This is a genomic window from Gordonia zhaorongruii (genome assembly GCF_007559005.1).
Classification (GTDB): Bacteria; Actinomycetota; Actinomycetes; order Mycobacteriales; family Mycobacteriaceae; genus Gordonia; species Gordonia zhaorongruii.
On the sequence record NZ_CP041763.1, the window covers coordinates 3,067,514 to 3,089,755 of the forward strand.

The window sequence follows — 22,242 nt, forward strand, 5'->3', positions numbered from 1 at the left end:
GCCAACGGCAGGCGGCATCCCAGAGCGGTCGTCTCGTAGGAGACCTCCGGGATCGCGTACGGCTGGCTGGTCATGAAGCCGAAGCTAGCAAGGCACCGCACCGTTGGCAAGCGGCGGGTGATGGCTACTGTGAAACAGTGACGACTGACACGTTCGACGATCGCCCCCGCGACGCGGAATCGGCGGCGTGAAGTGGGGGCCATCTACCTCGTACGGCACGGTCAGGCTCCAGCGCACGCCTACGGTGTCGGCGTCCCGGATCCCCTTGCTCCGGGACTCACCGAACTCGGTGAGAGACAGGCGCATCGCACGGGACGGGCGCTCACTGCACAGGTGCGGACTTTCGACGCGGCCATCTCCGGTGATCTCCCCCGGCAGCGCGCGACCCTGCACGGAGTTCTGTCGATGTTCGACTCTCGACCGGAGGTCGTAGTCGACCCGGCGTGGAGCGAGTACGCCCTCCCGCCTGCGCTATCGGCGGTGCCCTCCGAGTTCTACGCCGATCGCGCCAGGTACCAGGACGAGCTCGATCAGGGCCTCGACCGCTGGATCGCCGGCGCGGACGAGGGGACCGACGAGACGTACGCCGCGTTCGCCGACCGCACGCGCGACGCCGCGCGCCGCGCCGCGGAACTCGCCGGCACCGGCAGGTCCGTGCTGGTGGTCTCGTCCGCAGGCACCATCACCCAGCTCATCGCTCAGCTCTGGAACGTCCCGGATGCGCGGTGGCCGACGCTGTCGCGGACCTTCGTGAACGCATCGGTCACCAAACTGATCGCGGGAGGTCGCGGCCTGACCGTCGTGTCGGTGAACGAGCACGCACACCTGGCCGGCGACCTGATGACGTACCGGTAGGTTCCGTCGCTCAGGCCCGGTGCATGTTCTCGCCCGGCCGCGACAGGATCGCCTGCGGCAGCACCGCCCAGCGGGAGAGTTCGGTGACGGCGTGAGCGACGGAGGCGACGTCGTCGCCGGAGATCATCTCGCCTGCCGGGATGGCGTCCTCGCCCTTCGTCCACTCCGACATGTCGGTGTCGACGTAGCCGGGTGCGATGGAGGTCGCCGAGATCCCGTTCCGCGACTCCTCGAGATTGAACGTCTCGCATAGGGAGATGAGCGCGGCCTTCGTCGCCCCGTACGCGGACAGCTGAGGCTCCGGGTACACACCGGTGATCGACGAGACGGCGATGACCTTGGCCGCGCCCGTGGCATCGGCGGCGGTGCGCAGGGCGGGCAGCAGCGACTGCATCAGCTGGAACGGCGCGCGGACGTTCACCTGGTACAGGCGGTCGAGACGTCGCACGGGGAGTTCGGCGAACCGGCCCATCGCGCCCATGCCCGCATTGATGACGAGGGCGTCGCATCGCCCGTACTCGTCCCCGTGCCGGCGCACCAGATTCGCCACGGCTTCGTCGTCGGTCATGTCGGCAGGTACGGCCAGCACTCGGCCACCGTGGCTACGCAACTGCGACGCACGTTCGTCGAGCGCCTCGGCACCGCGCGCGCTGATGGTCAGGTCCCAGCCCTCGCGGGCGAAGCGCTCCGCGATCGCGGCGCCGATTCCCCGCGATCCGCCGGTGACCATCGCGACCCTCCTGGATGTCACGACACCGCCGCCAATCCTCGCGCGATGAACGACGCCGTGGCTTCGGCCGCCCGTTCGGCACCGGACGCGCCGGACGAACCGCCCTTGAGCGCCCGGTGGGTGATCCCTTCGGCGATGACCCCGAGTTTCAGGTTCGCCAGACCGAGATAGAAGTTCCAGTCCCCCAGATCGGCGCCGGTCGCCTCCGCGTAGCGCTGGGCGAGCCCGTCCGCATCCGGGTAGCGGTCGCTGGTCCAGGCGGCTTCGAACCCGAGGACGGCGGAGAACACCGGCTCGCGATAGATGCACATCATCGCCACGTCGGTGATCGGGTCGCCGAGCGCAGACAGCTCCCAGTCGACGACCGCGGCCACGCGGCCCGGGTCGTCGGGCGACAGGATCGTGTTGTCGATGCGGTAGTCCCCGTGGACGATCGTGTTCCGAGCGTGTGCCGGAATCCGATCGGCGAGCAGCCCGACGAGGCGATCCACATCCGGTAGGTCGCGGGTCTTCACCAGCCCCCACTGCCTCGCCCAGAGCTTCACCTGCCGGGCCGCGAAACCGTCCGGCCTGCCGAACTCACCCAGCCCGACGTCCCGGTAATCGACGGCGTGCAGGTCGGCGAGTGTGCGGATCAGACCGTCCGCACTCGCGGTCACCTCGTCGTCGGTGAGTGAATCCAGATCCGCGGCCGATCGGAAGATCGGTCCGTCGACGAACTGGACCACCGTGCAGGGCGCACCGATGATATCGCCGGAGCGATCGAACGCGACCGCCTCCGCCACCGGCACCGCGGTGCCGGCCAGTGCCGTCGTGACATCCCACTCGCGCCCCATGTCGTGCGCCGACGGAGTCAGGCCGGCAGTCGGCGGACGGCGAGCGACCCAGTGGTGCACATCGTCGCGAACGTCGAACGTCAGGTTCGACCGACCGCCGCTGATGAGGTCGATGCGCAGGTCGCCCGTCACGTCTGCATCGCTCTCGACGAGCAGGCGGCGAAGATCCTCGGTCCTGAGCCCTGGGTGGTCGGTCATGCGGTCGTCCTTTCGTCTCGGGCCTTGCGCGCCCGGCCCACCGCGCGTTTCGCGATCGCCCAGCGATGCACTTCGGACGGTCCGTCGTAGATCCGGAAGGGCCGCAGTTCATTCGCGAGTCGAGCGAGCGGCAGGTCCTCGGAGACGCCGAGCCCGCCGCACATCTGGATCGCACGATCGGCGACCCTGGAGAACGCCTCGGCGCCGAAGGTCTTCGCGATCGAGGTCGCATCCGATGCGTTCGACCCCTGATCCAGCTCCCAGCAGGCCCGGACGAGGAGCGAGCGCGCTGCCGCGAGGTCGATCTCGTTGTCGGCCACCATCTGCTGGATCATGCCGAGATCGCCCAGCCGACCGCCGAAGCCCTGGCGTTCATCCACGTACCGCAGCGCCACCTCGTGGGCTCGCACCGCCGATCCCATCCAGCGCATCACATGCGTCATCCGTGCGGGCCCGAGACGCACCTGGGCGTAGCGGTAGCCTTCATCGACCGCGCCGAGCACGTCCTCGTCTGGGACGAACACATCGGTGAACGTCATCTCGCAGTGTCCGCCGATCATCGACTTATCGACTGTGTGCACATGCCGGTCGATCGTGATGCCTGGTGCGGTGCCGGGGGCGAGGAACATCGTCGCGCCGCCTCGATCACCGGGGTCACCCGATGTCCGCGCCATGACGATGAAGAAGTCGGCGCCGTCGGCGCCGGTGATGAACCGCTTGCGGCCGTTGATCCGCCAGCCGCCATCCACCCGTGCGGCGATCGTGCTCAGCGCGTTGGGGTCCGCACCTGCGCCTGGGGACGGCTCGGTCATCGCGAAGGCACTGCGCACGTCACCCGCGGCGAGCGGCGCCAGGTACTCGTGACGCTGCCGGTCATCGGCCACGTGCGCCAGCATGTGGATGTTGCCTTCGTCGGGCGCGCCGATGTGCAGCGCGACGGGACCGAACGTCGACGCTCCTGCCGCTTCGAAGACCGGGACGCGGTCGGACATCGACAACCCGAGGCCCCCGAACTCCTCGGGCGCGTGCGGGGCGAAGATGCCCGCCTTCCTCGCCTCGGCATTCAACTCGCGGCGGCAGTCGTCACCGCCCGCAGCCGTGATGTCGCCCGCGAAGCGCTCTTCGACGGGGAGCACGTGCTCGGCAATGAACTTCGTGGTTGTGACGGCCAGTTCCGACACTTCCGGTCGATACGACAGGTCGATCGGCATGATCTCTCCCATAGTCCCGACCGAGCGATCGCTCGGTCACGCTTCACTCTCACATGCGGTGCATGTGACGTCAAGGGTCAGTCCGGAACGTACCCGACCACCGAGCGTGCGTATTCGAGGTTTCGCACGATGAGTTCATCCGGCCCGAGTTCGCCGTCCGCCCGATACCAGGTCGACACCCCGACACACAGGCTCGCGACCGCGCGCGCCGCCCCCTTCGGGTCGATGGTCGAGAACACCCCGCCGCCCACACCGGCGAGCACCACGCGATCGACCATCTTCTGCTGCCGGTCACGATGCCCGATGTAGGTTTCCCGGTAGTCCGCGTCCAGGCTGCGGATCTCGGTAGACCCCACGAACGCCTGTTCACGGCGATACATGTGGAACCTCAACAGCGACTCGACCACCGCGTCGAACTGCGTCAGCGGATCCGCGCCCGCCTCGTCGATCGCCTCCTCCGATCGCCGAAGCAGGTCGGTCATGGTCCGCTCGAGCAACCCCTGCAGCAGCGACTGCTTGGACGGGTAGTGGTGATACAGACCGGGAACCGAAAGTCCTGCCCGCGAAGCTATCTCGCGAACCGAGGTGCCGTGGTACCCGTGCTCGACGAATGCCGCGAGCGCCGCACGCAGTGGTGCGGGCAGATCGACCTCGCCGTAGTCGCGCCAGTTCGAACCGGCTGCCGTACGTGCACTGCCGGTCACTGCACAGCCTCCGCACCGCGAGGCTCGGGAAGCAGCATTCGCACGCACACCGAGATCAGCCGCTCACGGTCGAGCGCGAACCGACCCTCCGTCCAGGAAGCCAGGATCCGGCCGAGACCACCCACCTGGAAGTGGGCGGCCGCCATCGACTCCGCCCCATCGCCGACCCGCGCAACCTGAGTCGCGGTTTGCGAAGTGAGTACCGCGAAGAGCTGCAACGAATCGGCGCGACGTTCAGCGAGCACCGGACTGCGCAGCGTGTCCGAGAAGATCAGGCGCCCCTTTCGCGAGTCCGAGTCGATCACGTCGACGATCGCCTCGACCGCGGATGACACCTTGTCGTGCGCATCCGCACCCGACTCGAAAGCCGCGAGGGCCCGGTCGGCGATCTCGGTGATCACGCCGTCGTAGGTGGCCCCGGCAAGGGCGTCGACGTTCTCGAAGCTCTCATAAAAGTAGCGCGGCGTCAGGTTCGCGCGTGCGCAGATTCCACGAACCGTCACAGCCCCCGACCCATGCCCGGTGAGCATGTCCAGGGCCGCATCGACGAGTGCGGCGCGGCGGCGCGCCACACGCGTGTCGCCGGCCTCTCCGCCGTACGCGCGCAGCTCGTTCGCACCTTGCCCCGATTCACTCACACCGTCCATCTTGACACCTCGACTCTTGACAGCCTCGGTGACCGCGCGTTGAATCAACAATAGGAAACGGTTGTTATCACTTTCAAGGAGCATCATGACCGCCGAGCAGATCGAGACACCCGCTGCGCATCCGATCGCGCGTTCCCGGCGCATGGAGATCGACGAGCAGAAGATCTCGGCCATGACGCTCCTGGGACCCGCCCTCCTCGCGGGTCCGGCCAACGTCGTCATGCAGCTCGCGCTCCCGGCGGTCGGTTACGGCGTCTACGAGAGCCAGGTGCACTCCGGCAATCTGTACAAGCACCCGGTCAAGCGGACTCGGACGACGCTGACCTACCTGGCTGTCGCAGCCATGGGCGACGCCGAGTTGCGGCGCCGGTACCGCCACGCGGTCAACAGATCGCACGCCCAGGTCCGATCCACGGCGTCGAGTCCGGTGAAGTACAACGCGTTCGATCCCGCCCTCCAACTCTGGGTCGCCGCCTGCCTGTACCGCGGTTGGGAGGACATGGTGCGCCTGTACGGCGACCCGGCCGACATCACCGAGGAGGCGTATCGACAGGGTGCCGTCATGGGCACCACGCTCCAGATGCCGCCGGAGATGTGGCCCGCAACCCGCGCAGACTTCGAGACGTACTGGAACGAGACGGTCGCCGGACTCGAGATCGACGACGTGATCTCGAGCTACCTGCTGTCGATCGTGCGGTTCGAGTTCGCCGCCAAACCGGTGTCGAAGATCCTCGGACCGTTCTCCGAGGCCATGTCGCTCGGCTACCTGCCACCCGAGTTCCGCGAGAAACTCGGAGTCACCCAATCACGACGGCAGGCCCGGTTCTTCGCCGTCAACAACGTCCTGCTGCGTGCAGCCACCCGCGCGATGCCCGCCTCGTGGCGGCACTTTCCGTTCAACATCCTGATAGCCGACGTCCGCTGGCGGATGCGGACCAAGAGATCTCTCGTCTGATCTCCCGACATCGTCCTCCCCCTCCCTCCGCACGGGACGCGAGACCGCGGCACGACGGCGCCGATCCGCAGGCCCCGCTCCGCGGCTCGTCTGAGTGGTCCCGCTGGCGGGCGGTAACCCGCTATAGGGCGATGCCGACGCTGAGCGGTACCACTCGGACGATCGATGCCGACCGAAACGGCTTCAACCGATTCGCTGCAGCGCCGAGCGGTCCAGGGCAGCGGCGTCTGTGTGCCCGGAGAGGCCGAGCGTCAGGTCGAGCTCCGCGACGATGTTCGCCACCGCGTCTCGCGCACCGTCGGCCCCGGCAAGCGCAAGTCCGTACATGTGCGGCCGCCCGATGCAGACCGCGTCAGCACCCAGAGCCAGCGCCTTGAACACGTCGGAGCCGGTGTAGAAACCCGAGTCCGCGAGCACCTTGATCCGGCCGCCGACGGCGTCCGCGATGCCGACCAGGGCATCCGTCGACGAGATCGCACCGTCCACCTGGCGCCCACCGTGATTGGACACGACGATTCCGTCCACTCCCAGGTCGACCGCACGCTGGGCGTCGTCGGGGTGCAGCACGCCCTTGAGCACGATCGGCAGGTTCGTCCGTTCGCGGAGCGAAGCTATGTCGTCCCAGTTGAGCGATGGCCGCGAGTAGATGTCGAGGAAGGTCTGGACCGCTGCACGCGGCTCGGGGGCGGTCAGGTTGCGACGCAGCTCGCCCGGCACATTCCGGGCTATCGAGAAGAGCGTCCGGATCGCCCCGAGAGTCACCTCCGGTCTCTCCGATGCCGTGGCCGCCCTGAGTCGTTCGCCGACGATGCTCCAGAACGTGGGGTCGGACGTGTACTGATCGATCCCCTCGGCTCTGGCGAACGGGAGCGATCCGAGGTTCAGGTCCTGCGGCCGCCAGCCGAGCATCGTCGTGTCCAGGGTGACGGCGACCGCGGCGGCTCCGGACTTCTCCGCCCGTTCGATGAGGCTCCCGACGAGGCGGTCGTCGGTGGACCAGTACAGCTGAAACCAGCGCGGAGAACCCGGGCGGACCGAGTCCATCTCTGCGGCAACGTCTTCCATAGGGGCACTGCCCTGATTGGAGAAGATGTACGGCAGACCGAGTTCGGCCGCGGCGTGTCCGATGTGGATGTCGGCACGATCGTGCGCGAGCGCCCCGGCACCGACCGGCGAGAACAGGACCGGGGCCGGTAACCGCTGCCCGAACAGTTCGGTCTGCAGACTGCGTTCGCTGGTGTCGCGCAGCACTCGCGGCACGATCGCCCACCGGTTCAAGGCCTCGCGATTGGCGTCCATCGTCCGACCCTCACCCGCCCCGCCCGCGATGTACGCCCACGCGCGGTCGGTCATCTTCGCCCGGGCGCACCGCTCCAGCGTCGCGAAGTCCGTGGGGACCGCTGGGCGGCGCCCGTGGATGCCCGCCGAGTAGATGTCGTTCTGCCTACCGCGACCGAAGTTCGTCGAGACCATGCCGTTCATTGTGGCCCACCGCTGCGACCGTCGTAGCTGCGTCGCCGGCTCGTAGCCGCGTCGCCTACTCGCGGACGAGGAAGAAGTAGAAGTGCTCGTCGCGCACCAGCGACGTGCTGCCGTTCATCACACCCATGAGCGTCCGGCCGTCGACCTTCTTGAAATGATCGATCACCGGCTGCCCGTCGTAGACCATCGAAGCGGTCGATTCGCCGCGGAAATCCACCATCCACAGACTGGCGCCGCCCTTCCCGATCTCCAGATCCGAGTACAACTCGCCGTCGGCGTCGCGGCACACCATCGGCGCGACGTCCCAGCGCCCGCGCAGCCACTTGCCATGCCATCCGACCTTCGTCAGCTGACCGTCCAGCGCATGACCGGACGGCAGTTCGCCGCCTCGCCAATCGCCGAGGATCTCCTCGATCTGCACCGTGGGCAGCGCCGCCCAGACGGCATCGAGGTCTGCAGGTTCGCTGACCTCCTGCGATTCAGCACACCGAAAGAAGTCGGCGACGGCCTGCTCGTTCGTGAGTGGTCTCATGCCCCGACCTTACGTTCAGCAGGGCTCCGATTGGAACAGAACTCGAATACTGTGTCACGGCGTGTGCGAGTCGAAGACCATCTCCTCCTCGACGTGGTAACGCCGGGCGTCGATGGCATCGAGGATCAGATTGTGGCGTACCTGCCACGGCGTGCGGTCGCCGGCCTTCGGGAGGGTCCCCCCGGCGCGCTTCACATAGCCCGCGTCGAGTTCGAGCAACGGATGAGCCTTCGGCCGCGCCCCGTTCAGAGTGGGCATCGCACGCGTGTACCCGCGCTCGCGCATATGGGCGATCAATTCGCCCACGGCCTGGCTCGTCAGGTCGACACGCAGTGTCCACGACGCGTTCGTGTAGCCGACCGCCCACGCCAGGTTGGGCACGTCATCCAGCATGTACCCGCGATAGGCGTATTTGTCGCCCGCATCGAAGTGCTCGCCGTCGACGGACATCGAGACCCCACCGAACGGAATCAAGTCGAGGCCGGTCGCGGTGACGATGATGTCGGCATCGAGGTGCCGTCCGGACTCGAGTGTCACTCCGGCCTCGTCGAACCGCGCGATTCGGTCGGTGACCACCTCTGCCCGTCCGTCCTTGATCGTCTGATAGAAGTCCCCGTCCGGGATGATGCACAGGCGCTGGTCCCACGGCTCGTAGCTGGGTTTGAAATGGGTATCCACCGGATACCCCGGCGGCAGCATCGATTTCGCGATCGCACGGAGTCCCCGACGTGCGAGCTTCGGGAACCGCCGACAGAACAGGAAGATTCCCATCGTGAGAACGGCGTTGCGCCAACGGATCACATCATGTGCCGCCTGCACGGGAAGCACCCGTTTGATACCGCGTGTCAGCGGATCGGTCCACGGGTACGGGAACAAGTAGGTCGGTGAACGCTGCAGCATCGTGACCGCACCGGCCCGCTCCGCCAGGGCCGGGACCAGCGTGACCGCGGTAGCACCGCTGCCGATTATCACCACGCGCTTGCCGTCGTAGTCGAGGTCCTCCGGCCAGAGCTGCGGGTGCACGATCGTGCCGGAGAACTCCCTCTCGTCCGGGAATTCCGGCCGGTATCCGGCGTCGTATCGGAAGTAGCCGGTGCTCATGTACAGGAACCGGGTGACGATCGTCGCCGGCTCGCCCTCGACGATCACGTCGACCGTCCACAGGTCAGTCGTCGAATCGAAGTCCGCGGCCGTGACCTCGACGTCGAAGGTGATGCGGTCGTAGATCCCGAAATCCTTGGCGGTCGATTCCAAGTACTCCCGGATCTCGTCGCCCCGCGCGATCGTGAGATCGCCGCGCCACGGGTTCCACGGGAAGCTCAGCGTGTAGATGTCGGAATCGGACCGCACACCCGGGTAGCGGAACAGATCCCAGGTACCGCCGATCCGGCTGCGCTGCTCCACTATCCGGTAGTTCAGATCCGGCACCGCCTCTCGCAACCGGTACGCCGCATCGATACCCGACAGTCCGGCACCGACGATCAAGACGTCGATGGGTGCGTGCGGGTCAGTGCTCATCGGATTCCTCCTCGTGTCATCCGCCGAACGCGGATCACGGTCAGCCTGCCTCGCGGTCCCGGACCGAAGCGCGAAGCGCCGCGAGGAGGTCGGCGACCTCGTCGTCACTCGCGTCCCCGCCCTTCTTCTCCGGCTCGGTGAACGCCTGGTCACCGCCCGCCTTTGCCTCGATCAACTTCGACAACTCCGCCTGGTAGGTGTCCTCGAACTGCGTCGGATCGAAGTCCGACGCCATCGTCTCGATGAGCGAGGAGGCCATGTCGAGTTCCTGATCGCGGATCTGCACGTCGGCGGAGAGGAAGTCGAAGTCCGCTTTACGCACCTCATCGGGCCACAGCAGAGTCTGAAGCGTCATCACTCCGTCGATCACACGCAGGGCGGCCAGCCTCGTTCGGTTCCGGAGCGTGAAGGTGGCGACTGCGAGCCGCTCGGTGCGTTCGAGAGCTTTGGCAAGCAGCACATACGCTTTCGGCGATTTCGACGACGGTTCCAGGTAATACGGCTTATCGAAGTAGATCGGGTCGACCTGGTCGATCGGCACGAACTCGAGGATCGAGATCTCCGGGCTCCGCGTCACCGGGAGCGACGCCAGATCGTCCTTGGTGAGGATCACCGATTCGCCTTCGTCCGACTCGTAGGCACTCGCGATGTTCGCGTACTCGACCTCGGTATCGGTGCCCTCGCGGACCCTCCGGTACCGGATGCGCGTGCCGTCGGCGGCATCCACCTGGTGCGAGCTGCGGTCGTGACTCTCCGTCGCGGAGTAGACCTTGACCGGAACGTTCACCAGGCCAAAGCTCAGATCGCCTTTCCAGATCGAGCGCATGGGGTGATTGTGCCACCGGATGCCGGTATTGGTCGACACTCGCGGTTTCGGTGCACAATCAGTGCATGCCCGGGTCTGCGCTCGAAGTGAACGGTCGGCGCATCGTGCTGACCAATCTCGACAAGGTGATGTACCCGGATTCCGGTACCCGCAAGTTCGACGTCGTGCACTACGCGATCGAGATCGCCGACGCGATGCTCGCTCACCTGGCCTCGCGTCCGGTGACCCGCAAGCGCTGGCCGCACGGCACCGGATCGGGCCCGTTCTTCGAGAAGGCCCTTCCCCCGGGGACACCCGACTGGATGGCGCGCTTCACCATCGAGCACTCCGCCGGGCGGACCGTCTACCCGGTTGCCGGATCGGCCGCCGACCTCGTGTGGCTCGCCCAGATGGCCGCGCTGGAACTGCACGTCCCCCAATGGCGGATCGATCTGTCCGACGACACCCGGCGCACCGACCGGCTCGTGATCGACCTCGACCCGGGCCCCGAGGTGCCACTGCGCCGATGCGGCGAGGTCGCACTCATGATCCGCGACGTCCTCGGCGACGCCGGGCTCACCGCGTTCCCGGTGACCAGTGGCAGCAAGGGCATTCACATCTATGCCCGCTTCCCGACACCGGTCAGCTCGGAATCAGCGCGTGCGGTCGCCAAGCAGATCGCGGACTCGCTGGCCGAGGCCCACCCCACCGAGGTGACCGCCACGATGGCGAAGGCGGCCCGAACGTCGAAGGTCTTCGTCGACTGGAGTCAGAACTCGGCAGCCAAGACGACACTCGCCCCGTACTCACTGCGCGGCCGGGAGCGGCCGTGGGTGGCGGCCCCGCGAACATGGACCGAGATCGCCGACCCCGATCTGGCTCAACTCGACTACCGGGAGGTCCTCGAGCGGTTCGCCGAGTCGGGCGATCTGCTCGCCGACCTCGATCCGGCACTGCTGCCGACGACCGACCGAGCCGTCGACCTGGGCGAGTACCGGAAGACGAGGTCGCCCCGGCGCACGTCCGCGAGCACGACGGCAACGAAGGCTCGCCCGAGCGAGCCGACCCGCATCACCGGGTACTCCCCCGGCCCTCGACCGATGCTGGCCGCGGACGAGGCGATCGACGGGCTCGCCGACTCGGAGTGGGCATTCGAGGGGAAGTGGGACGGTTACCGGATCCTGGCCGGACACCGGAACGGGGAGGTGACGCTCACGTCCAGATCGGGCATAGACATGAGCGCGGACTTCCCGGAACTGCGCGAGTTGGGCGCAGTGCTCCGCGGATTCGACGTCGTCCTCGACGGCGAGGTCGTGGCCGTCGACTCGAGCGGCGCCACGGATTTCGCCCTCCTCGCATCACGGCATCGTCGCGGCGAAGAGCGCACTGTCCGCTACCTTGTGTTCGATGTCCTGTCCGTCAACGGAACCGACCTGCGATCCTCACCCTGGGAGGAGCGCCGCGCGGTGCTCGACGAGCTCACCCCGATGATCGGCGCGGCTGCCGTCGCCGACGTCCCCGCGCTGATTCCGGGCCCGGGCTCCGCCGCCGCCGACCACGCCAAGAGCGAAGGATGGGAGGGGATCGTCGCCAAGCGCCGCGCCTCTACCTACCAGGAGGGCAGGCGCTCCTCCGACTGGCGAAAGCACAAGAACTGGAACGACATCGAGGTGGTGATCGGCGGATACCGGTCCGGACGCGGCGGACGGTCGGGGTCCATCGGGTCACTGCTCGTCGGGCTGCCCGACGAGACCGGCCTCAGGTACGTCGGCCGGGTCGGCACCGGTTTCACCGATGCGGACCTCGACGCACTCCTCGACGAACTGCGACCCCTGCAGATCAGCCGTTCTCCGTTCATCGGAACTCTCGACCGCCCGGTCGCGTCGAGCGCGACGTGGGTCCTTCCCAAGCTCGTCGCCGATGTCCGTTTCATGAACTGGACCTCGACCGGCCACCTGCGTCATCCCAGCTGGCGCGGCATCCGCCGCGACAAGCTGCCGGGCGACCTCTGACAGAGCAGACGGCAGAGCCGGTCACTCCAGAACGAAGACCGGGATCTGCCGATCAGTGTTCTTCTCATACTCGGCGTATGGCGGGAACGCTGCAACGGCGAGCGTCCACCAGTGCGCGCGCTCGTCGCCCGACACCTCACGCGCGGTGCGAGTCATGACGGCGTCGCCGTCCTGAACGGTGACCTCCGGGTTCGCCTTCACGTTGTGATACCAGTTCGGATGCGATGGGGCGCCGCCCTTCGACGCGACCATCGCGTACTTGCCGTCTTCCTCCACGCGCATCAACGGGACGTACCGGGCCTTGCCGGACTTGGCGCCGATAGTAGTGAACAGGACCACGTGCATGCCGTCGAGGTCCACGGCCGCGGTGGTGCCCGCCGCGAGGATCTTCTCGGTCTGCTGGCGGACCCAGTCGGTCGGACTCAGTTCAGGAGTTTCACTCATGGGTCCGACGGTAGTCGCCTTCCGGGATCGGCGCCGTGAGACCGACGGTGCAACCCTCGACGGCAGCGACCCGCATCGCATCCGGGTGATCGAGAAGGGGACTCCGGCTCACCACCCGGCATGCGAGGCGACTACTGCTAGGTTGAACAGCGCGCCGTCGATGGTCGGTGTACGAAGGACTTCGGCCGGCGATCGGCTCGGACGGTTCACGGGTGACGTGGAGTGCATCACCGAGGCGGGAGTCGCCCTTCACACCATGCCGTCTCCCGACCAGGCTCGACGCCGACCCGTGGTCTAGCCTTGATTTCGCACACGCGACCACGGAGGGAGTCCGCATGTCGGTCGTCGCGCAGATCAGCGACCTGCATTTCCAAGGGGATGCTGCCCATCGTCGGCGCATCGCTGCCGTGGTCGACTACTTGCGGAACCGATGCGGCGGAGCTGCGAGCATCGACGCCCTCGTCGTCTCCGGCGACCTCGCCGACGGCGGCCTCGATGAGCAGTACCGCGAGGCGGTCGAAACAGTCGTCACCGACATCCCGACTCTCACGCTTCTGGGTAACCACGACGATCGCGCGGCCTACCGGCGGGTGTCCCGACCCGACGATTCCGCCGACCCGTATGCACCGGTGAACTCCGCTCTCGAGCTCGATGGACTCCTCGTTCTCGCCCTCGACTCGTCGATCCCCGGTCAGAACGACGGTGCGATCTCGCCGGAGACTCTCGCTTGGGCGAGTCGGCGGATCGAGCAGGCGGGCGACACTCCGACTCTCGTCGCGTTCCACCATCCACCGGCCGCGGTCGGCATGCCGTTCATGGACACCATCGCGCAGCAAGACCCGTCAGCGCTTGCCGCGTTCGTGCACGAGCATCCGCAGATCGTCGGTCTTGCGTGCGGCCACATCCACTCGGCATCGGCAGGCACCTTCGCAGGAGTCCCACTCGTCACGGCACCCGGCGTCTCATCGACGCTCAATCTGCCCTTCGAGGGCGACGACGTGATCAACGAGGAGCAGCCGGCGGGCCTGGCCTTCCATCTGATCGACGACCGTCGTCTGACGACGCATTTCCGCAGCGTCGTGCTCTGAGAGATCGCGCGTCTCGTCCGAGTGGTACGTCACAGCCCCGGCATTCCCCTATAGCGGGTCGTCGCCGCTGTGCGGTACCACTGAGACGACGGTCGTGAACGACTCCGGCCCTGGACCTCGCACAAGCGAGGGCCAGGGCCGGGAGTGATCGGGGAACGGATCCCTACAGGGCGGAGATGATCTCCTCCACGCGCTCCTTGGCGTCACCGAAGAGCATCTGCGTGTTGTCGCGGAAGAACAGCGGGTTCTGCACGCCGGCATAGCCCGCTGCCATCGAGCGCTTGAACACGACGACGTCCTTGGCGTTCCAGACCTCCAGGACCGGCATACCGGCGATCGGCGAACTGGGATCCTCCGCGGCCGCCGGGTTGACCGTGTCGTTGGCACCGATGACCAGCACGACGTCCGTCTCCTCGAAGTCGTCGTTGATCTCGTCCATCTCCATCACGATGTCGTACGGAAGCTTCGCCTCGGCGAGCAGCACGTTCATGTGACCGGGCAGACGACCGGCGACCGGGTGGATACCGAAGCGCACGTCGATTCCCTTAGCGCGCAGCTTGGCGGTCAGATCGGCCACCGGGTACTGCGCCTGCGCCACGGCCATGCCGTAACCAGGTGTGATGATGACCGACTTGGCGTCCGCGAGCAGTTCGGCTGCCGCATCGGACTTGATCTCGCGGTGCTCGCCGTAGTCCGTATCGTCGGCCGGACCCGCTTCGATACCGAAGCCGCCCGCGATGACCGAGACGAACGAGCGGTTCATGGCCTTGCACATGATGTAGCTCAGGTACGCACCAGAGGAGCCGACGAGTGCACCGGTCACGATCAGCAGATCGTTGTTGAGCAGGAAGCCCGAGGCCGCAGCTGCCCAACCGGAGTACGAGTTCAGCATCGACACCACGACCGGCATGTCGCCGCCGCCGATGGACGCCACCAGGTGCAGACCCAGGAGGAGGGCGACCACGGTGATGACCGCGAGCAGGATGTAGCCCGTGGTGTCGCTGTGCGAGTCACGTGCGACGTAGATGCCGGTCAGTACGGCGAAGACGACGATCGAACCGATGTTGATGAAATTCTTGCCCGGCAGCATCAGCGGCGCCGACTTCATCCGGGCCGACAGCTTCAGGTTGGCGATGATCGAACCGGTGAAGGTGACCGCACCGATGAAGATGCCGATCGCGACCTCAGCTGCGTGAATCCCGATGATCGCGCCCTGATCGTCCTGCGGGACACCGTCCAGGTGAGCACCCTGGATAGCGCCGTTCCAACCGATGAGGACAGCAGCGAGACCGACGAACGAGTGCAGCAGGGCGATGAGCTCCGGCATACCCGTCATCTCGACGATCTTGGCGCGCCACAGACCGATGAGCCCGCCGACGACGACAGCCGCGATGAGCAGGCCGATCGGCAGCCATTTGTTGAACGACACCCCGGCGAAGCTCAGGTCGTTCATGTCTCTGAGAGCGACAGCGATGGTCGCCGCGAGCGCGATGACCATGCCGACCATGCCGTACGTCAGGCCGCTCTTGGCCGACTCGTGCTTCGACAGTCCTGCGAGCGACAGGACGAACAGCAGCGATGCGACGATGTACGCCGCGATGGAGATGGAGTTGATGTCCATGACGGTCATGCCCCCTTACTGAACATGCTGAGCATGCGACGGGTGACGGCGAAGCCACCGAAGATGTTGATGGAGGCGAGCAGGATCGCGATGGTCGACAACACCAGGATCGCGGTGTTACCGGTGGCGATCTGCAGCAGCGCACCGACGATCACCACACCGGAGATGGCGTTGGTGACCGACATCAGCGGCGTGTGCAGCGCGTGCGCCACCTTGCCGATGACGTAGTAGCCGATCACGATCGCCAGCATGAGCACCGTGAAGTGCTGCGGGATCGGATCCGGTGCGAACGCGTTGACCAGGAAGAACGCGGCGATACCCAGGAGTACCAGACCGACCTTCTTACCCGCCGACATCGGCTCCTTCGGCTCTTCCTCCGGAGTGGGCTCGGCAGCGGCGGCCTTGGGAGCCGCGGACACCTGAACCGGAGGCGGCGGCCACATGACGTCACCGTCACGCGTCACCGTGATTCCGCGCTGCACCACGTCGTCCATGTCGAGCGTCAGCTCACCGTCCTTCGACGGCGTGATGAGCTTGAGAAGGTTCACGATGTTGGTGCCGTAGAGCTGCGACGTCTGAGCGGCCAGACGGCCGGCCAGATCGGTGTAGCCGAGGATCGTGACGCCGTTGTCGGTGACGACCTTCTCGTCGGCGACCGCACCTGCGGCGTTGCCGCCGCTGGAAGCAGCCATATCGACGATCACCGAACCGGTGTGCATCGCGGCGACCGTCTCCGCGGTCAGCAGTCGCGGCGCCGGGCGCCCGGGAATCTGCGCGGTGGTGATGACGATGTCGGCCAGGCGCGCTTCCTCGTCGTACATCGACGCGGTAGCCGCCTCCTGCTCGGCGGTCATCTCCTTGGCGTAGCCGTCCTCGGACTTCTCCGCCTCGAAGTCGACCTGGACGAACTCTGCGCCCATCGACTCAACCTGTTCGGCGACCTCTGGGCGCACGTCGAAGGCGCGGACGACCGCGCCCATCGCCGATGCCGCACCGATCGCAGCGAGGCCCGCCACGCCGGCGCCCACGACGAAGACGCGGGCCGGCGGGATCTTGCCGGCCGCCGTGACCTGGCCCGTGAACATCCTGGCCCGTGAACATCCGGCCGAACTCGTGGGCGGCCTCGACCACCGCACGGTATCCGGCGACGTTGGCCATCGAGGACAGCACGTCCATCGACTGCGCACGCGAGATACGCGGCACGGCGTCCATGGCGAGCGCGGTGATTCCCGCGTTCTGCAACTTCTCCAGGAGTTCCGGGTTGCGAGCCGGCGCCACCATCGAGATCAGCACGGCGCCACGGCGCATGCGTGCGACCTCGTCGTCCGTCGGGGCATTCACCTTGACGACCACGTCGGCGGCCCACACCTCGTCGGCCGAGCCGACGCGAGCGCCGGCCTCGGTGAACTTCTCGTCCGGCATCTCGGCACGCGTACCGCACCCGGATTCGACGACAACCTCGTAACCGAGTTGCTGCAGCTGCCCGACCGTCTTCGCGGTGCCCGCGACGAGAGTCTCGCCTGCCTTCGATTCCTGGGGGATTCCGATCAGCATGTCACTGCCTCTCCCACACTCATGTCTGTAGTTCTCACCTTGATCTGATGTCCGCATCGGCTTGACCTCGATGCCGCATCAGAACAGACGAACAGCAGGGAGTGCCGCTCACGTGGAGCGGTTCCAGGGTTCATCGGCCAGTGCTTCATCGAACTCGCGCGATGCGTGCGGGTGACACGTGGCCGGACCCGCTGATGGAAAACGTGCGACGAACATAGCACGCAGTCCAACGCGGCCCCGAGGCCAGTAATCTATGTCACATCTGCGGTTTTGCCTGACTTCGCGGCATGCCTTCCGGCCCGGCGACCGAAGTACGACCCCTCACCCAGCTGGGTGCCCGAGGCATACCCTTTGCCGTCCTGTGCAAGATTCGCCGCACAGGCGCCTGCCGCATACAGACCCGGGATCACCGAGCCCTCCTCGTTCAGGACCGCACCGTCGACCGTGGTCGCCATGCCGCCGATCGTGAATCCTGCGTACAGCGCTTTGCCGAGGCTCATGTCGAAGGCCGCCCAGGGCCCGCGATCCTGCGGTGCGAGGAACTCCGCACTCTTGTGAAAGTCGGGATCCTCGCCCTGTCCAGCATAAGTGTTGTACCGGTCGAGAGTCGCATTGAGGGTGGCGCGATCGATCCCCAGGTCGTCCGCCATCTCGTCGACCGTCTCCCAGCCGTCGATGAACGGCGCGAGCGGGAACTCCGGGCGCTCCATATGCGATTCGTCGACGATGAGGAACGCCGCACGATCGGTCTGATCCATCACGAAGCCCGAGGTGCGCGAGTGGTAAGAGTCCTCGGCGACGAACCTGCGACCCTCCTTGTTGACGATGATCCCGGTGAGGAGAATCGACGGCGGGTACACCGGTGCGGTGATGAAGGCCTGGTCCATGTGCTTGAGGTGCGCACCGACGGAGGCGCCCATGCGGATGCCCAGTCCGTCGTCGTACGTGCTTCCGAGGGTGAACGGCTTCTCGGCGAGCTGGGGTACGTGCTCGGCGACCATTTCCGGGTTCATCACGAAGCCGCCTGCGGCGATCACGACGGATCTCGCGCGGATGAATCCTTCGGTGGCGCCGTCTTTGAACTGCGCACCGACCACCGCACCCGAGTCGTCGACGATGAGCTTGCGTCCACCGACCTCGTAGCGGATGGGGACGTTCAGTTCGCCGAGCTTCTTCACGAGCAGCTCGATCACGATTCCGGCGCCGCCGGTGTCGCCGGGCTTGGGAACCTTGTGACCCCGCGGTGCAGGCACGGCCTGGTCCTTGAACGGCCACACCTTCTCGTTGCCGGTGAACATCAGCCCCTGGGTCTGTGGCTGGATGACGGCCTTCTCCGGGTAGTAGCTGCGCTCGAACTCGAACCCGAGTGCCTCGAGCCACGTGAAATGGTCGACGCTGTCGTCGCAGTAGGCGACTATCTTCTCCGGCTCGGGATCGCGGGATACGGCCATCAGGTACTTGGCCATCTCGTCCGCAGTGTCCTCGTGCCCCGTCGCCTGCTGGACTGCAGTTCCGCCACCGAGGTAGAAGTGCCCGCCTGCCATGCAGGTGGTGCCACCCGCGGCGGCAGACCGCTCGAGCACCAGCACGTTCGCGCCGGCTTCGGCCGCCTCGACCGCGGCGCAGCAGCCACCGATGCCGGCACCGAGCACCAGCACGTCGACCTCGTCGGTGTACTCGGCGACGTCGCTCGCCGTGATTGTCTCTGGAATGTCCACGCCACTCATGGACACCAGAATAGACGACATTCTAGAACAGGTTCTAGTGATGGCTCGGATGCGGCGTCCCCACGCGGCGGCGTGCACGTCCCGCGGCACCTTCTGCGTCCCGCCCCACCTGCAGAGGCCGCGTTAAGCAGTGGCTGCCGCGCGAATCAGGTCGAACCTGAGCCAGCCCCGGGAATTCCCACGTTGGTAATGCGGGGTCCCCAGCTTCAGGCCCGACGAGACCGGAACGTCCGCAACCGCAGACTGTTGGCGACGACGAACACCGAGGAGAGCGCCATCGCCAGACCGGCCATCATCGGGTTGAGCAGCGCGGCTGCAGCCAGTGGCAGGGCGGCGACGTTGTACGCGAAGGCCCAGAACAGATTGCTCTTGATGGTGCGGAGTGTCTTGCGCGCCAACGCGATCGCGTCGACGACCGCCCACAGGTCGCCGCTCACCAGCGTCAGATCGCTGGCCTCGATGGCGACGTCTGTGCCGGTGCCCATCGCCAGACCGAGGTCGGCGGAAGCGAGCGCGGCGGCATCGTTCACCCCGTCGCCGACCATCGCCACCACGCGTCCCGAATCCGTCATCCGGGCAATCGCGTCGACCTTGCCGTCCGGCTTCACATCGGCGATGACCTCATCGATGCCCACCTGGTCGGCGACGTGGCGAGCAGCGCCCGCATTGTCGCCGGTGAGCAGCACCGGTCGCAGACCCATGCGCTTGAGTTCGGCGATCGCGGCGGCCGACGTCGGCTTCACCGTGTCGGCTACGACGATCACTCCGGCCACTGCGTCGAGGTAGTGCACGACGACGGGAGTCGCACCGCGTGCCGCGGCGTCGTCGATCACCGATCGCATCCGCGCATCCAGCTCGACCGTGACGGCGCGCGGCCCGGTGACCGCGACCCGCAGTCCGTCGATGTACGCGGTGACTCCCGCGCCCGCCAGGTTGGTGAACTCGGCCGTTGCAGGCAGCTCCACTCCCTCGTCGGCTGCGTGGCGAACCACTGCGCGGCCGATCGGGTGCTCCGAGTCGGCCTCCACCGCCGCGGCGCGCGCCAGCAGATCACGGGCTTCCACGCCGTCCGCGGGGATCACCTCGCTCACCGTCATCTCACCGGTCGTGACGGTCCCCGTCTTGTCGAGCGCAACGGTGTCGATACGGCGCGTGGACTCCAGCACCTCGGGTCCCTTCAACAGAATCCCGAGCTGCGCTCCCCGACCGGTGCCGACCATCAGGGCGGTCGGCGTGGCCAGGCCGAGCGCACACGGACACGCGATGACCAGCACCGAGACGGCAGCGGTGAACGCGAGTGCGGCCCCGCCGCCCACCCCGAGCCAGAACCCGAGTACGCCGGCCGCGATCGCGATGACGGTCGGCACGAAGTACGCCGAGACCCGGTCGGCCAGGCGCTGTACCTGAGCCTTACCGGCCTGCGCATCGGCCACCACTTTCGCCATGTGCGCCAGGGCGGTGTCTGCACCGACCGCTGAGGCCGTGACCTCGAGACGCCCCTGGGCGTTCACGGTGCCGCCGACAACATGGTCGCCTGCGGTCACCTCTACGGGGACGGATTCACCGGTGAGCATCGACTGATCGACGGCCGAAGCGCCCGCTGTCACAACGCCGTCCGTCGCGACCTTCTCGCCCGGTCGGACGACGAACCGCTCCCCGACCTGCAGATCCGCGATCGGCACGGTGACCTCGCGCCCGGAACGCAGCACGGTGACGTCCTTCGCCCCGACCTCGGCGAGCGCCCGCAATGCGTCGCCCGCGCGCAACTTGGAGCTCTTCTCGAAGTACCGTCCCGCCAGCAGGAAGGTGGTGACGCCTGCCGCCGCCTCCAGATAGATGTGCGACGACCCGTCGCCCCGTGTGGCGATCAGGTCGAAACCGTGGGTCATGCCGGGGACACCGGCGTCGCCCCAGAAGAGGGCGTAGATCGACCAGCCGAACGCGGCGATCGTGCCCACCGAGATGAGTGTGTCCATCGTCGTGGTCGCGTGCTTCAGAGCCGCGAACGCGGCCCGGTGGAACGGCAGCGCGCCCCACACGATGACCGGGGCGGCGAGCACGAGCGACAGCCACTGCCAGTTCGTGAACTGCCACGCGGGGACCATCGCCAGCGCGATCACAGGCACGGTCAGGACGGCGGACACGATGAGCCGCTGGCGCAGGGCCGCGACCTCGATTTCGTTGCGCGACGGCGGCGCGTCACCGGCCGCGGCGGATTGCGCCGAGCGCGGAATCACGGGAGTCGCGTCGTAGCCGGCCGCACGCACTGCCTCGACCAACTGGTCGGAGCCGATCGACTCGTCGTGTTCGACGTGCGCCCGCTCGGTCGCGTAGTTGACGGTGGCCACGACCCCTTCGAGTTTGTTCAGCTTGCGTTCGATCCGGTTGGCGCACGATGCGCATGTCATACCGATCAGTTCCAGATCGACTTCGCGTTCGGCGACGGCAACCTCGGTCATGACTGCTCCTGCGTCTCGTGCTCGTCCATCTGGCTGTCGGTCGTCGGGTGCTCGTCACCGACGAGGTGACTGTGGGCAGGCGCAGGATCGCTGTCCCACGGGCCGACCGCACGGCCGACGCCGAACAGGAGCCCGAAGACCGCCGCGAGCCCGGTGACGAATGCGGCGATTCGCACGCCGGGCCGCGACAGCGGGGTCATCGGACCGTGTAGCCGGCTTCGGCGACTGCAGCGCCGACAGCGGCCGGGTCGAGTGCCGCGTCACTGGTGATGTCGACGCGTCCGCTGGCGACGTCGACGTCCACCTGCTGCACGCCCGCGAGTTCGCTGATCTCCTCACGCACCGACGATGCGCAATGTCCGCAGGTCATACCGTCGACGGTGATGGTGGTGTTCGCGCTCATATGATCTCTCCTTGTTTCAGTGTCCGTTGCGGATCGGTGTCTGCTGACTTTCGGTAGTGCGCCGGTCGTGCCGACGGCGGGTCAGGACTTCACCAAGCGGGTGATGGCCTTCATGGCTTCGGCGATCTTCTCGTCGGCGGCCTCGTCGCTTTCCCGTGCCGCACCGACGACGCAGTGGTTCATGTGGTCGGACAGCAACCCGAGACTGACCGCTTCGAGCGCCTTCGTCATGGCCGACACCTGCGTGAGGATGTCGATGCAGTAGGCCTCTTCTTCGACCATGCGCTGCAGTCCGCGCGTCTGTCCCTCGATGAGTTTGAGCCGCCGGAGATAGCCGGCCTGATTCCCGATGTAGCCGTGGTGACCGTGCTGCGCGACGTCGTGCTCTTCGGCGGTGTTGTCGTCCTTCATCTTCAGAACCCCTCTCTTATACCCCCTACTGGTATCAAGTACTACGCTCT

Annotated in this window: 20 protein-coding genes and 2 pseudogenes; 5 read left to right on the forward strand and 17 right to left on the reverse strand. The window is 66.8% G+C overall.

Features of this window, described 5'->3' with window-relative positions; translation table 11 throughout:
* Positions 1 to 192: 192 nt before the first annotated feature.
* Positions 193 to 855, forward strand: a complete 663-nt coding sequence (locus FO044_RS14180) for a histidine phosphatase family protein (protein ID WP_143965858.1) — start codon at positions 193 to 195, stop codon at positions 853 to 855.
* Positions 856 to 865: 10 nt separating this feature from the next.
* Here the strand turns inward: FO044_RS14180 and FO044_RS14185 are convergent, their stop codons facing one another.
* The 5 genes from FO044_RS14185 to FO044_RS14205 all read right to left on the reverse strand — a co-directional run bounded on the left by FO044_RS14185 (position 866) and on the right by FO044_RS14205 (position 5,181).
* Positions 866 to 1,585, reverse strand: coding sequence for an SDR family NAD(P)-dependent oxidoreductase (locus tag FO044_RS14185; protein WP_143966005.1), 720 nt, complete (start codon positions 1,583 to 1,585; stop codon positions 866 to 868).
* A 17-nt stretch (positions 1,586 to 1,602) separates the two neighbouring features.
* Positions 1,603 to 2,619: a phosphotransferase family protein gene (locus tag FO044_RS14190; RefSeq protein ID WP_132992502.1), complete on the reverse strand. Its 1,017-nt coding sequence runs from the start codon at positions 2,617 to 2,619 to the stop codon at positions 1,603 to 1,605.
* Positions 2,616 to 3,830 (reverse strand): acyl-CoA dehydrogenase family protein, encoded by a 1,215-nt coding sequence (locus FO044_RS14195; RefSeq protein ID WP_143965859.1) that lies wholly within the window; start codon positions 3,828 to 3,830, stop codon positions 2,616 to 2,618. Before FO044_RS14195 ends, FO044_RS14190 begins: the two co-directional genes overlap by 4 nt.
* 77 nt (positions 3,831 to 3,907) lie before the next feature.
* Positions 3,908 to 4,534: a TetR/AcrR family transcriptional regulator gene (locus tag FO044_RS14200; RefSeq protein ID WP_132992504.1), complete on the reverse strand. Its 627-nt coding sequence runs from the start codon at positions 4,532 to 4,534 to the stop codon at positions 3,908 to 3,910.
* Positions 4,531 to 5,181, reverse strand: a complete 651-nt coding sequence (locus FO044_RS14205; protein ID WP_132992505.1) for a TetR/AcrR family transcriptional regulator — start codon at positions 5,179 to 5,181, stop codon at positions 4,531 to 4,533. Before FO044_RS14205 ends, FO044_RS14200 begins: the two co-directional genes overlap by 4 nt.
* Positions 5,182 to 5,266: 85 nt before the next feature.
* Here FO044_RS14205 and FO044_RS14210 point away from each other — a divergent pair, with 85 nt between their 5' ends.
* Complete coding sequence (locus tag FO044_RS14210; RefSeq protein WP_143965860.1) at positions 5,267 to 6,136, forward strand: oxygenase MpaB family protein; 870 nt, start codon at positions 5,267 to 5,269, stop codon at positions 6,134 to 6,136.
* 183 nt (positions 6,137 to 6,319) lie between these two features.
* Here the strand turns inward: FO044_RS14210 and FO044_RS14215 are convergent, their stop codons facing one another.
* The 4 genes and pseudogenes from FO044_RS14215 to ku form a co-directional block, all read right to left on the reverse strand.
* Positions 6,320 to 7,609, reverse strand: coding sequence for an alpha-hydroxy-acid oxidizing protein (locus FO044_RS14215; protein ID WP_143965861.1), 1,290 nt, complete (start codon positions 7,607 to 7,609; stop codon positions 6,320 to 6,322).
* A 64-nt stretch (positions 7,610 to 7,673) separates the two neighbouring features.
* Positions 7,674 to 8,150 carry a DUF4334 domain-containing protein gene (locus FO044_RS14220; RefSeq protein ID WP_143965862.1) on the reverse strand — a complete coding sequence of 159 codons (477 nt, stop codon included), beginning with the start codon at positions 8,148 to 8,150 and terminating at the stop codon, positions 7,674 to 7,676.
* Positions 8,151 to 8,204: 54 nt separating this feature from the next.
* Positions 8,205 to 9,668, reverse strand: a complete 1,464-nt coding sequence (locus FO044_RS14225) for a flavin-containing monooxygenase (RefSeq protein WP_143965863.1) — start codon at positions 9,666 to 9,668, stop codon at positions 8,205 to 8,207.
* 52 nt (positions 9,669 to 9,720) lie between these two features.
* Positions 9,721 to 10,494 (reverse strand): annotated as a pseudogene (gene ku / locus FO044_RS14230) (non-homologous end joining protein Ku); the annotation flags it as partial.
* A gap of 65 nt (positions 10,495 to 10,559) precedes the next feature.
* Between ku and ligD the strand changes: the two are divergent.
* Positions 10,560 to 12,485: a non-homologous end-joining DNA ligase gene (gene ligD, locus FO044_RS14235; protein ID WP_143965865.1), complete on the forward strand. Its 1,926-nt coding sequence runs from the start codon at positions 10,560 to 10,562 to the stop codon at positions 12,483 to 12,485.
* 21 nt (positions 12,486 to 12,506) lie between these two features.
* On the opposite strand, the gene FO044_RS14240 is transcribed toward ligD, so the two are convergent.
* Positions 12,507 to 12,929, reverse strand: coding sequence for a nitroreductase family deazaflavin-dependent oxidoreductase (locus tag FO044_RS14240; RefSeq protein WP_143965866.1), 423 nt, complete (start codon positions 12,927 to 12,929; stop codon positions 12,507 to 12,509).
* Between FO044_RS14240 and FO044_RS14245 the strand changes: the two genes are divergently transcribed.
* Both FO044_RS14245 and FO044_RS14250 read left to right on the forward strand, forming a co-directional pair.
* The gene (locus FO044_RS14245) at positions 12,928 to 13,227 is read left to right on the forward strand and encodes a hypothetical protein (RefSeq protein ID WP_143965867.1); all 300 of its coding nucleotides are present in this window, start codon (positions 12,928 to 12,930) and stop codon (positions 13,225 to 13,227) included. The two genes, FO044_RS14240 and FO044_RS14245, sit on opposite strands and share 2 nt — an antisense overlap.
* A 37-nt stretch (positions 13,228 to 13,264) precedes the next feature.
* Positions 13,265 to 14,017 (forward strand): metallophosphoesterase, encoded by a 753-nt coding sequence (locus FO044_RS14250; protein WP_143965868.1) that lies wholly within the window; start codon positions 13,265 to 13,267, stop codon positions 14,015 to 14,017.
* Positions 14,018 to 14,180: 163 nt separating this feature from the next.
* Here FO044_RS14250 and pntB read toward each other — a convergent pair whose 3' ends face one another.
* The 7 genes and pseudogenes from pntB to FO044_RS14285 form a co-directional block, all read right to left on the reverse strand.
* A complete protein-coding gene (gene pntB / locus FO044_RS14255; RefSeq protein WP_186290631.1) occupies positions 14,181 to 15,638 on the reverse strand; it encodes a Re/Si-specific NAD(P)(+) transhydrogenase subunit beta in 1,458 nt (485 codons plus the stop codon).
* A 5-nt stretch (positions 15,639 to 15,643) separates the two neighbouring features.
* Positions 15,644 to 17,192 (reverse strand): annotated as a pseudogene (locus FO044_RS14260) (Re/Si-specific NAD(P)(+) transhydrogenase subunit alpha).
* 251 nt (positions 17,193 to 17,443) lie between these two features.
* Complete coding sequence (locus FO044_RS14265; RefSeq protein ID WP_143965870.1) at positions 17,444 to 18,919, reverse strand: FAD-binding protein; 1,476 nt, start codon at positions 18,917 to 18,919, stop codon at positions 17,444 to 17,446.
* Between the two features lie 206 nt (positions 18,920 to 19,125).
* Positions 19,126 to 21,378 carry a heavy metal translocating P-type ATPase gene (locus FO044_RS14270; RefSeq protein ID WP_143965871.1) on the reverse strand — a complete coding sequence of 751 codons (2,253 nt, stop codon included), beginning with the start codon at positions 21,376 to 21,378 and terminating at the stop codon, positions 19,126 to 19,128.
* A complete protein-coding gene (locus FO044_RS14275) occupies positions 21,375 to 21,578 on the reverse strand; it encodes a hypothetical protein (protein ID WP_143965872.1) in 204 nt (67 codons plus the stop codon). Before FO044_RS14275 ends, FO044_RS14270 begins: the two co-directional genes overlap by 4 nt.
* A complete protein-coding gene (locus tag FO044_RS14280) occupies positions 21,575 to 21,781 on the reverse strand; it encodes a heavy-metal-associated domain-containing protein (RefSeq protein ID WP_132992519.1) in 207 nt (68 codons plus the stop codon). Before FO044_RS14280 ends, FO044_RS14275 begins: the two co-directional genes overlap by 4 nt.
* A gap of 81 nt (positions 21,782 to 21,862) precedes the next feature.
* Positions 21,863 to 22,192 (reverse strand): metal-sensitive transcriptional regulator, encoded by a 330-nt coding sequence (locus FO044_RS14285; protein WP_143965873.1) that lies wholly within the window; start codon positions 22,190 to 22,192, stop codon positions 21,863 to 21,865.
* Between the last annotated feature and the right edge of the window lie 50 nt (positions 22,193 to 22,242).

Bases quoted from the DNA above. Each gene is read 5' to 3' on its own strand.
- FO044_RS14185 (WP_143966005.1), bottom strand. From the start codon at position 1,585: ATGGTCACCGGCGGATCGCGGGGAATCGGCGCCGCGATCGCGGAGCGC.
- FO044_RS14190 (WP_132992502.1), bottom strand. From the start codon at position 2,619: ATGACCGACCACCCAGGGCTCAGGACCGAGGATCTTCGCCGCCTGCTC.
- FO044_RS14195 (WP_143965859.1), bottom strand. From the start codon at position 3,830: ATGCCGATCGACCTGTCGTATCGACCGGAAGTGTCGGAACTGGCCGTC.
- FO044_RS14205 (WP_132992505.1), bottom strand. From the start codon at position 5,181: ATGGACGGTGTGAGTGAATCGGGGCAAGGTGCGAACGAGCTGCGCGCG.
- FO044_RS14210 (WP_143965860.1), top strand. From the start codon at position 5,267: ATGACCGCCGAGCAGATCGAGACACCCGCTGCGCATCCGATCGCGCGT.
- FO044_RS14215 (WP_143965861.1), bottom strand. From the start codon at position 7,609: ATGGTCTCGACGAACTTCGGTCGCGGTAGGCAGAACGACATCTACTCG.
- FO044_RS14220 (WP_143965862.1), bottom strand. From the start codon at position 8,150: ATGAGACCACTCACGAACGAGCAGGCCGTCGCCGACTTCTTTCGGTGT.
- FO044_RS14225 (WP_143965863.1), bottom strand. From the start codon at position 9,668: ATGAGCACTGACCCGCACGCACCCATCGACGTCTTGATCGTCGGTGCC.
- ligD (WP_143965865.1), top strand. From the start codon at position 10,560: ATGCCCGGGTCTGCGCTCGAAGTGAACGGTCGGCGCATCGTGCTGACC.
- FO044_RS14245 (WP_143965867.1), top strand. From the start codon at position 12,928: ATGGGTCCGACGGTAGTCGCCTTCCGGGATCGGCGCCGTGAGACCGAC.
- FO044_RS14240 (WP_143965866.1), bottom strand. From the start codon at position 12,929: ATGAGTGAAACTCCTGAACTGAGTCCGACCGACTGGGTCCGCCAGCAG.
- FO044_RS14250 (WP_143965868.1), top strand. From the start codon at position 13,265: ATGTCGGTCGTCGCGCAGATCAGCGACCTGCATTTCCAAGGGGATGCT.
- pntB (WP_186290631.1), bottom strand. From the start codon at position 15,638: ATGGACATCAACTCCATCTCCATCGCGGCGTACATCGTCGCATCGCTG.
- FO044_RS14265 (WP_143965870.1), bottom strand. From the start codon at position 18,919: ATGAGTGGCGTGGACATTCCAGAGACAATCACGGCGAGCGACGTCGCC.
- FO044_RS14270 (WP_143965871.1), bottom strand. From the start codon at position 21,378: ATGACCGAGGTTGCCGTCGCCGAACGCGAAGTCGATCTGGAACTGATC.
- FO044_RS14275 (WP_143965872.1), bottom strand. From the start codon at position 21,578: ATGACCCCGCTGTCGCGGCCCGGCGTGCGAATCGCCGCATTCGTCACC.
- FO044_RS14280 (WP_132992519.1), bottom strand. From the start codon at position 21,781: ATGAGCGCGAACACCACCATCACCGTCGACGGTATGACCTGCGGACAT.
- FO044_RS14285 (WP_143965873.1), bottom strand. From the start codon at position 22,192: ATGAAGGACGACAACACCGCCGAAGAGCACGACGTCGCGCAGCACGGT.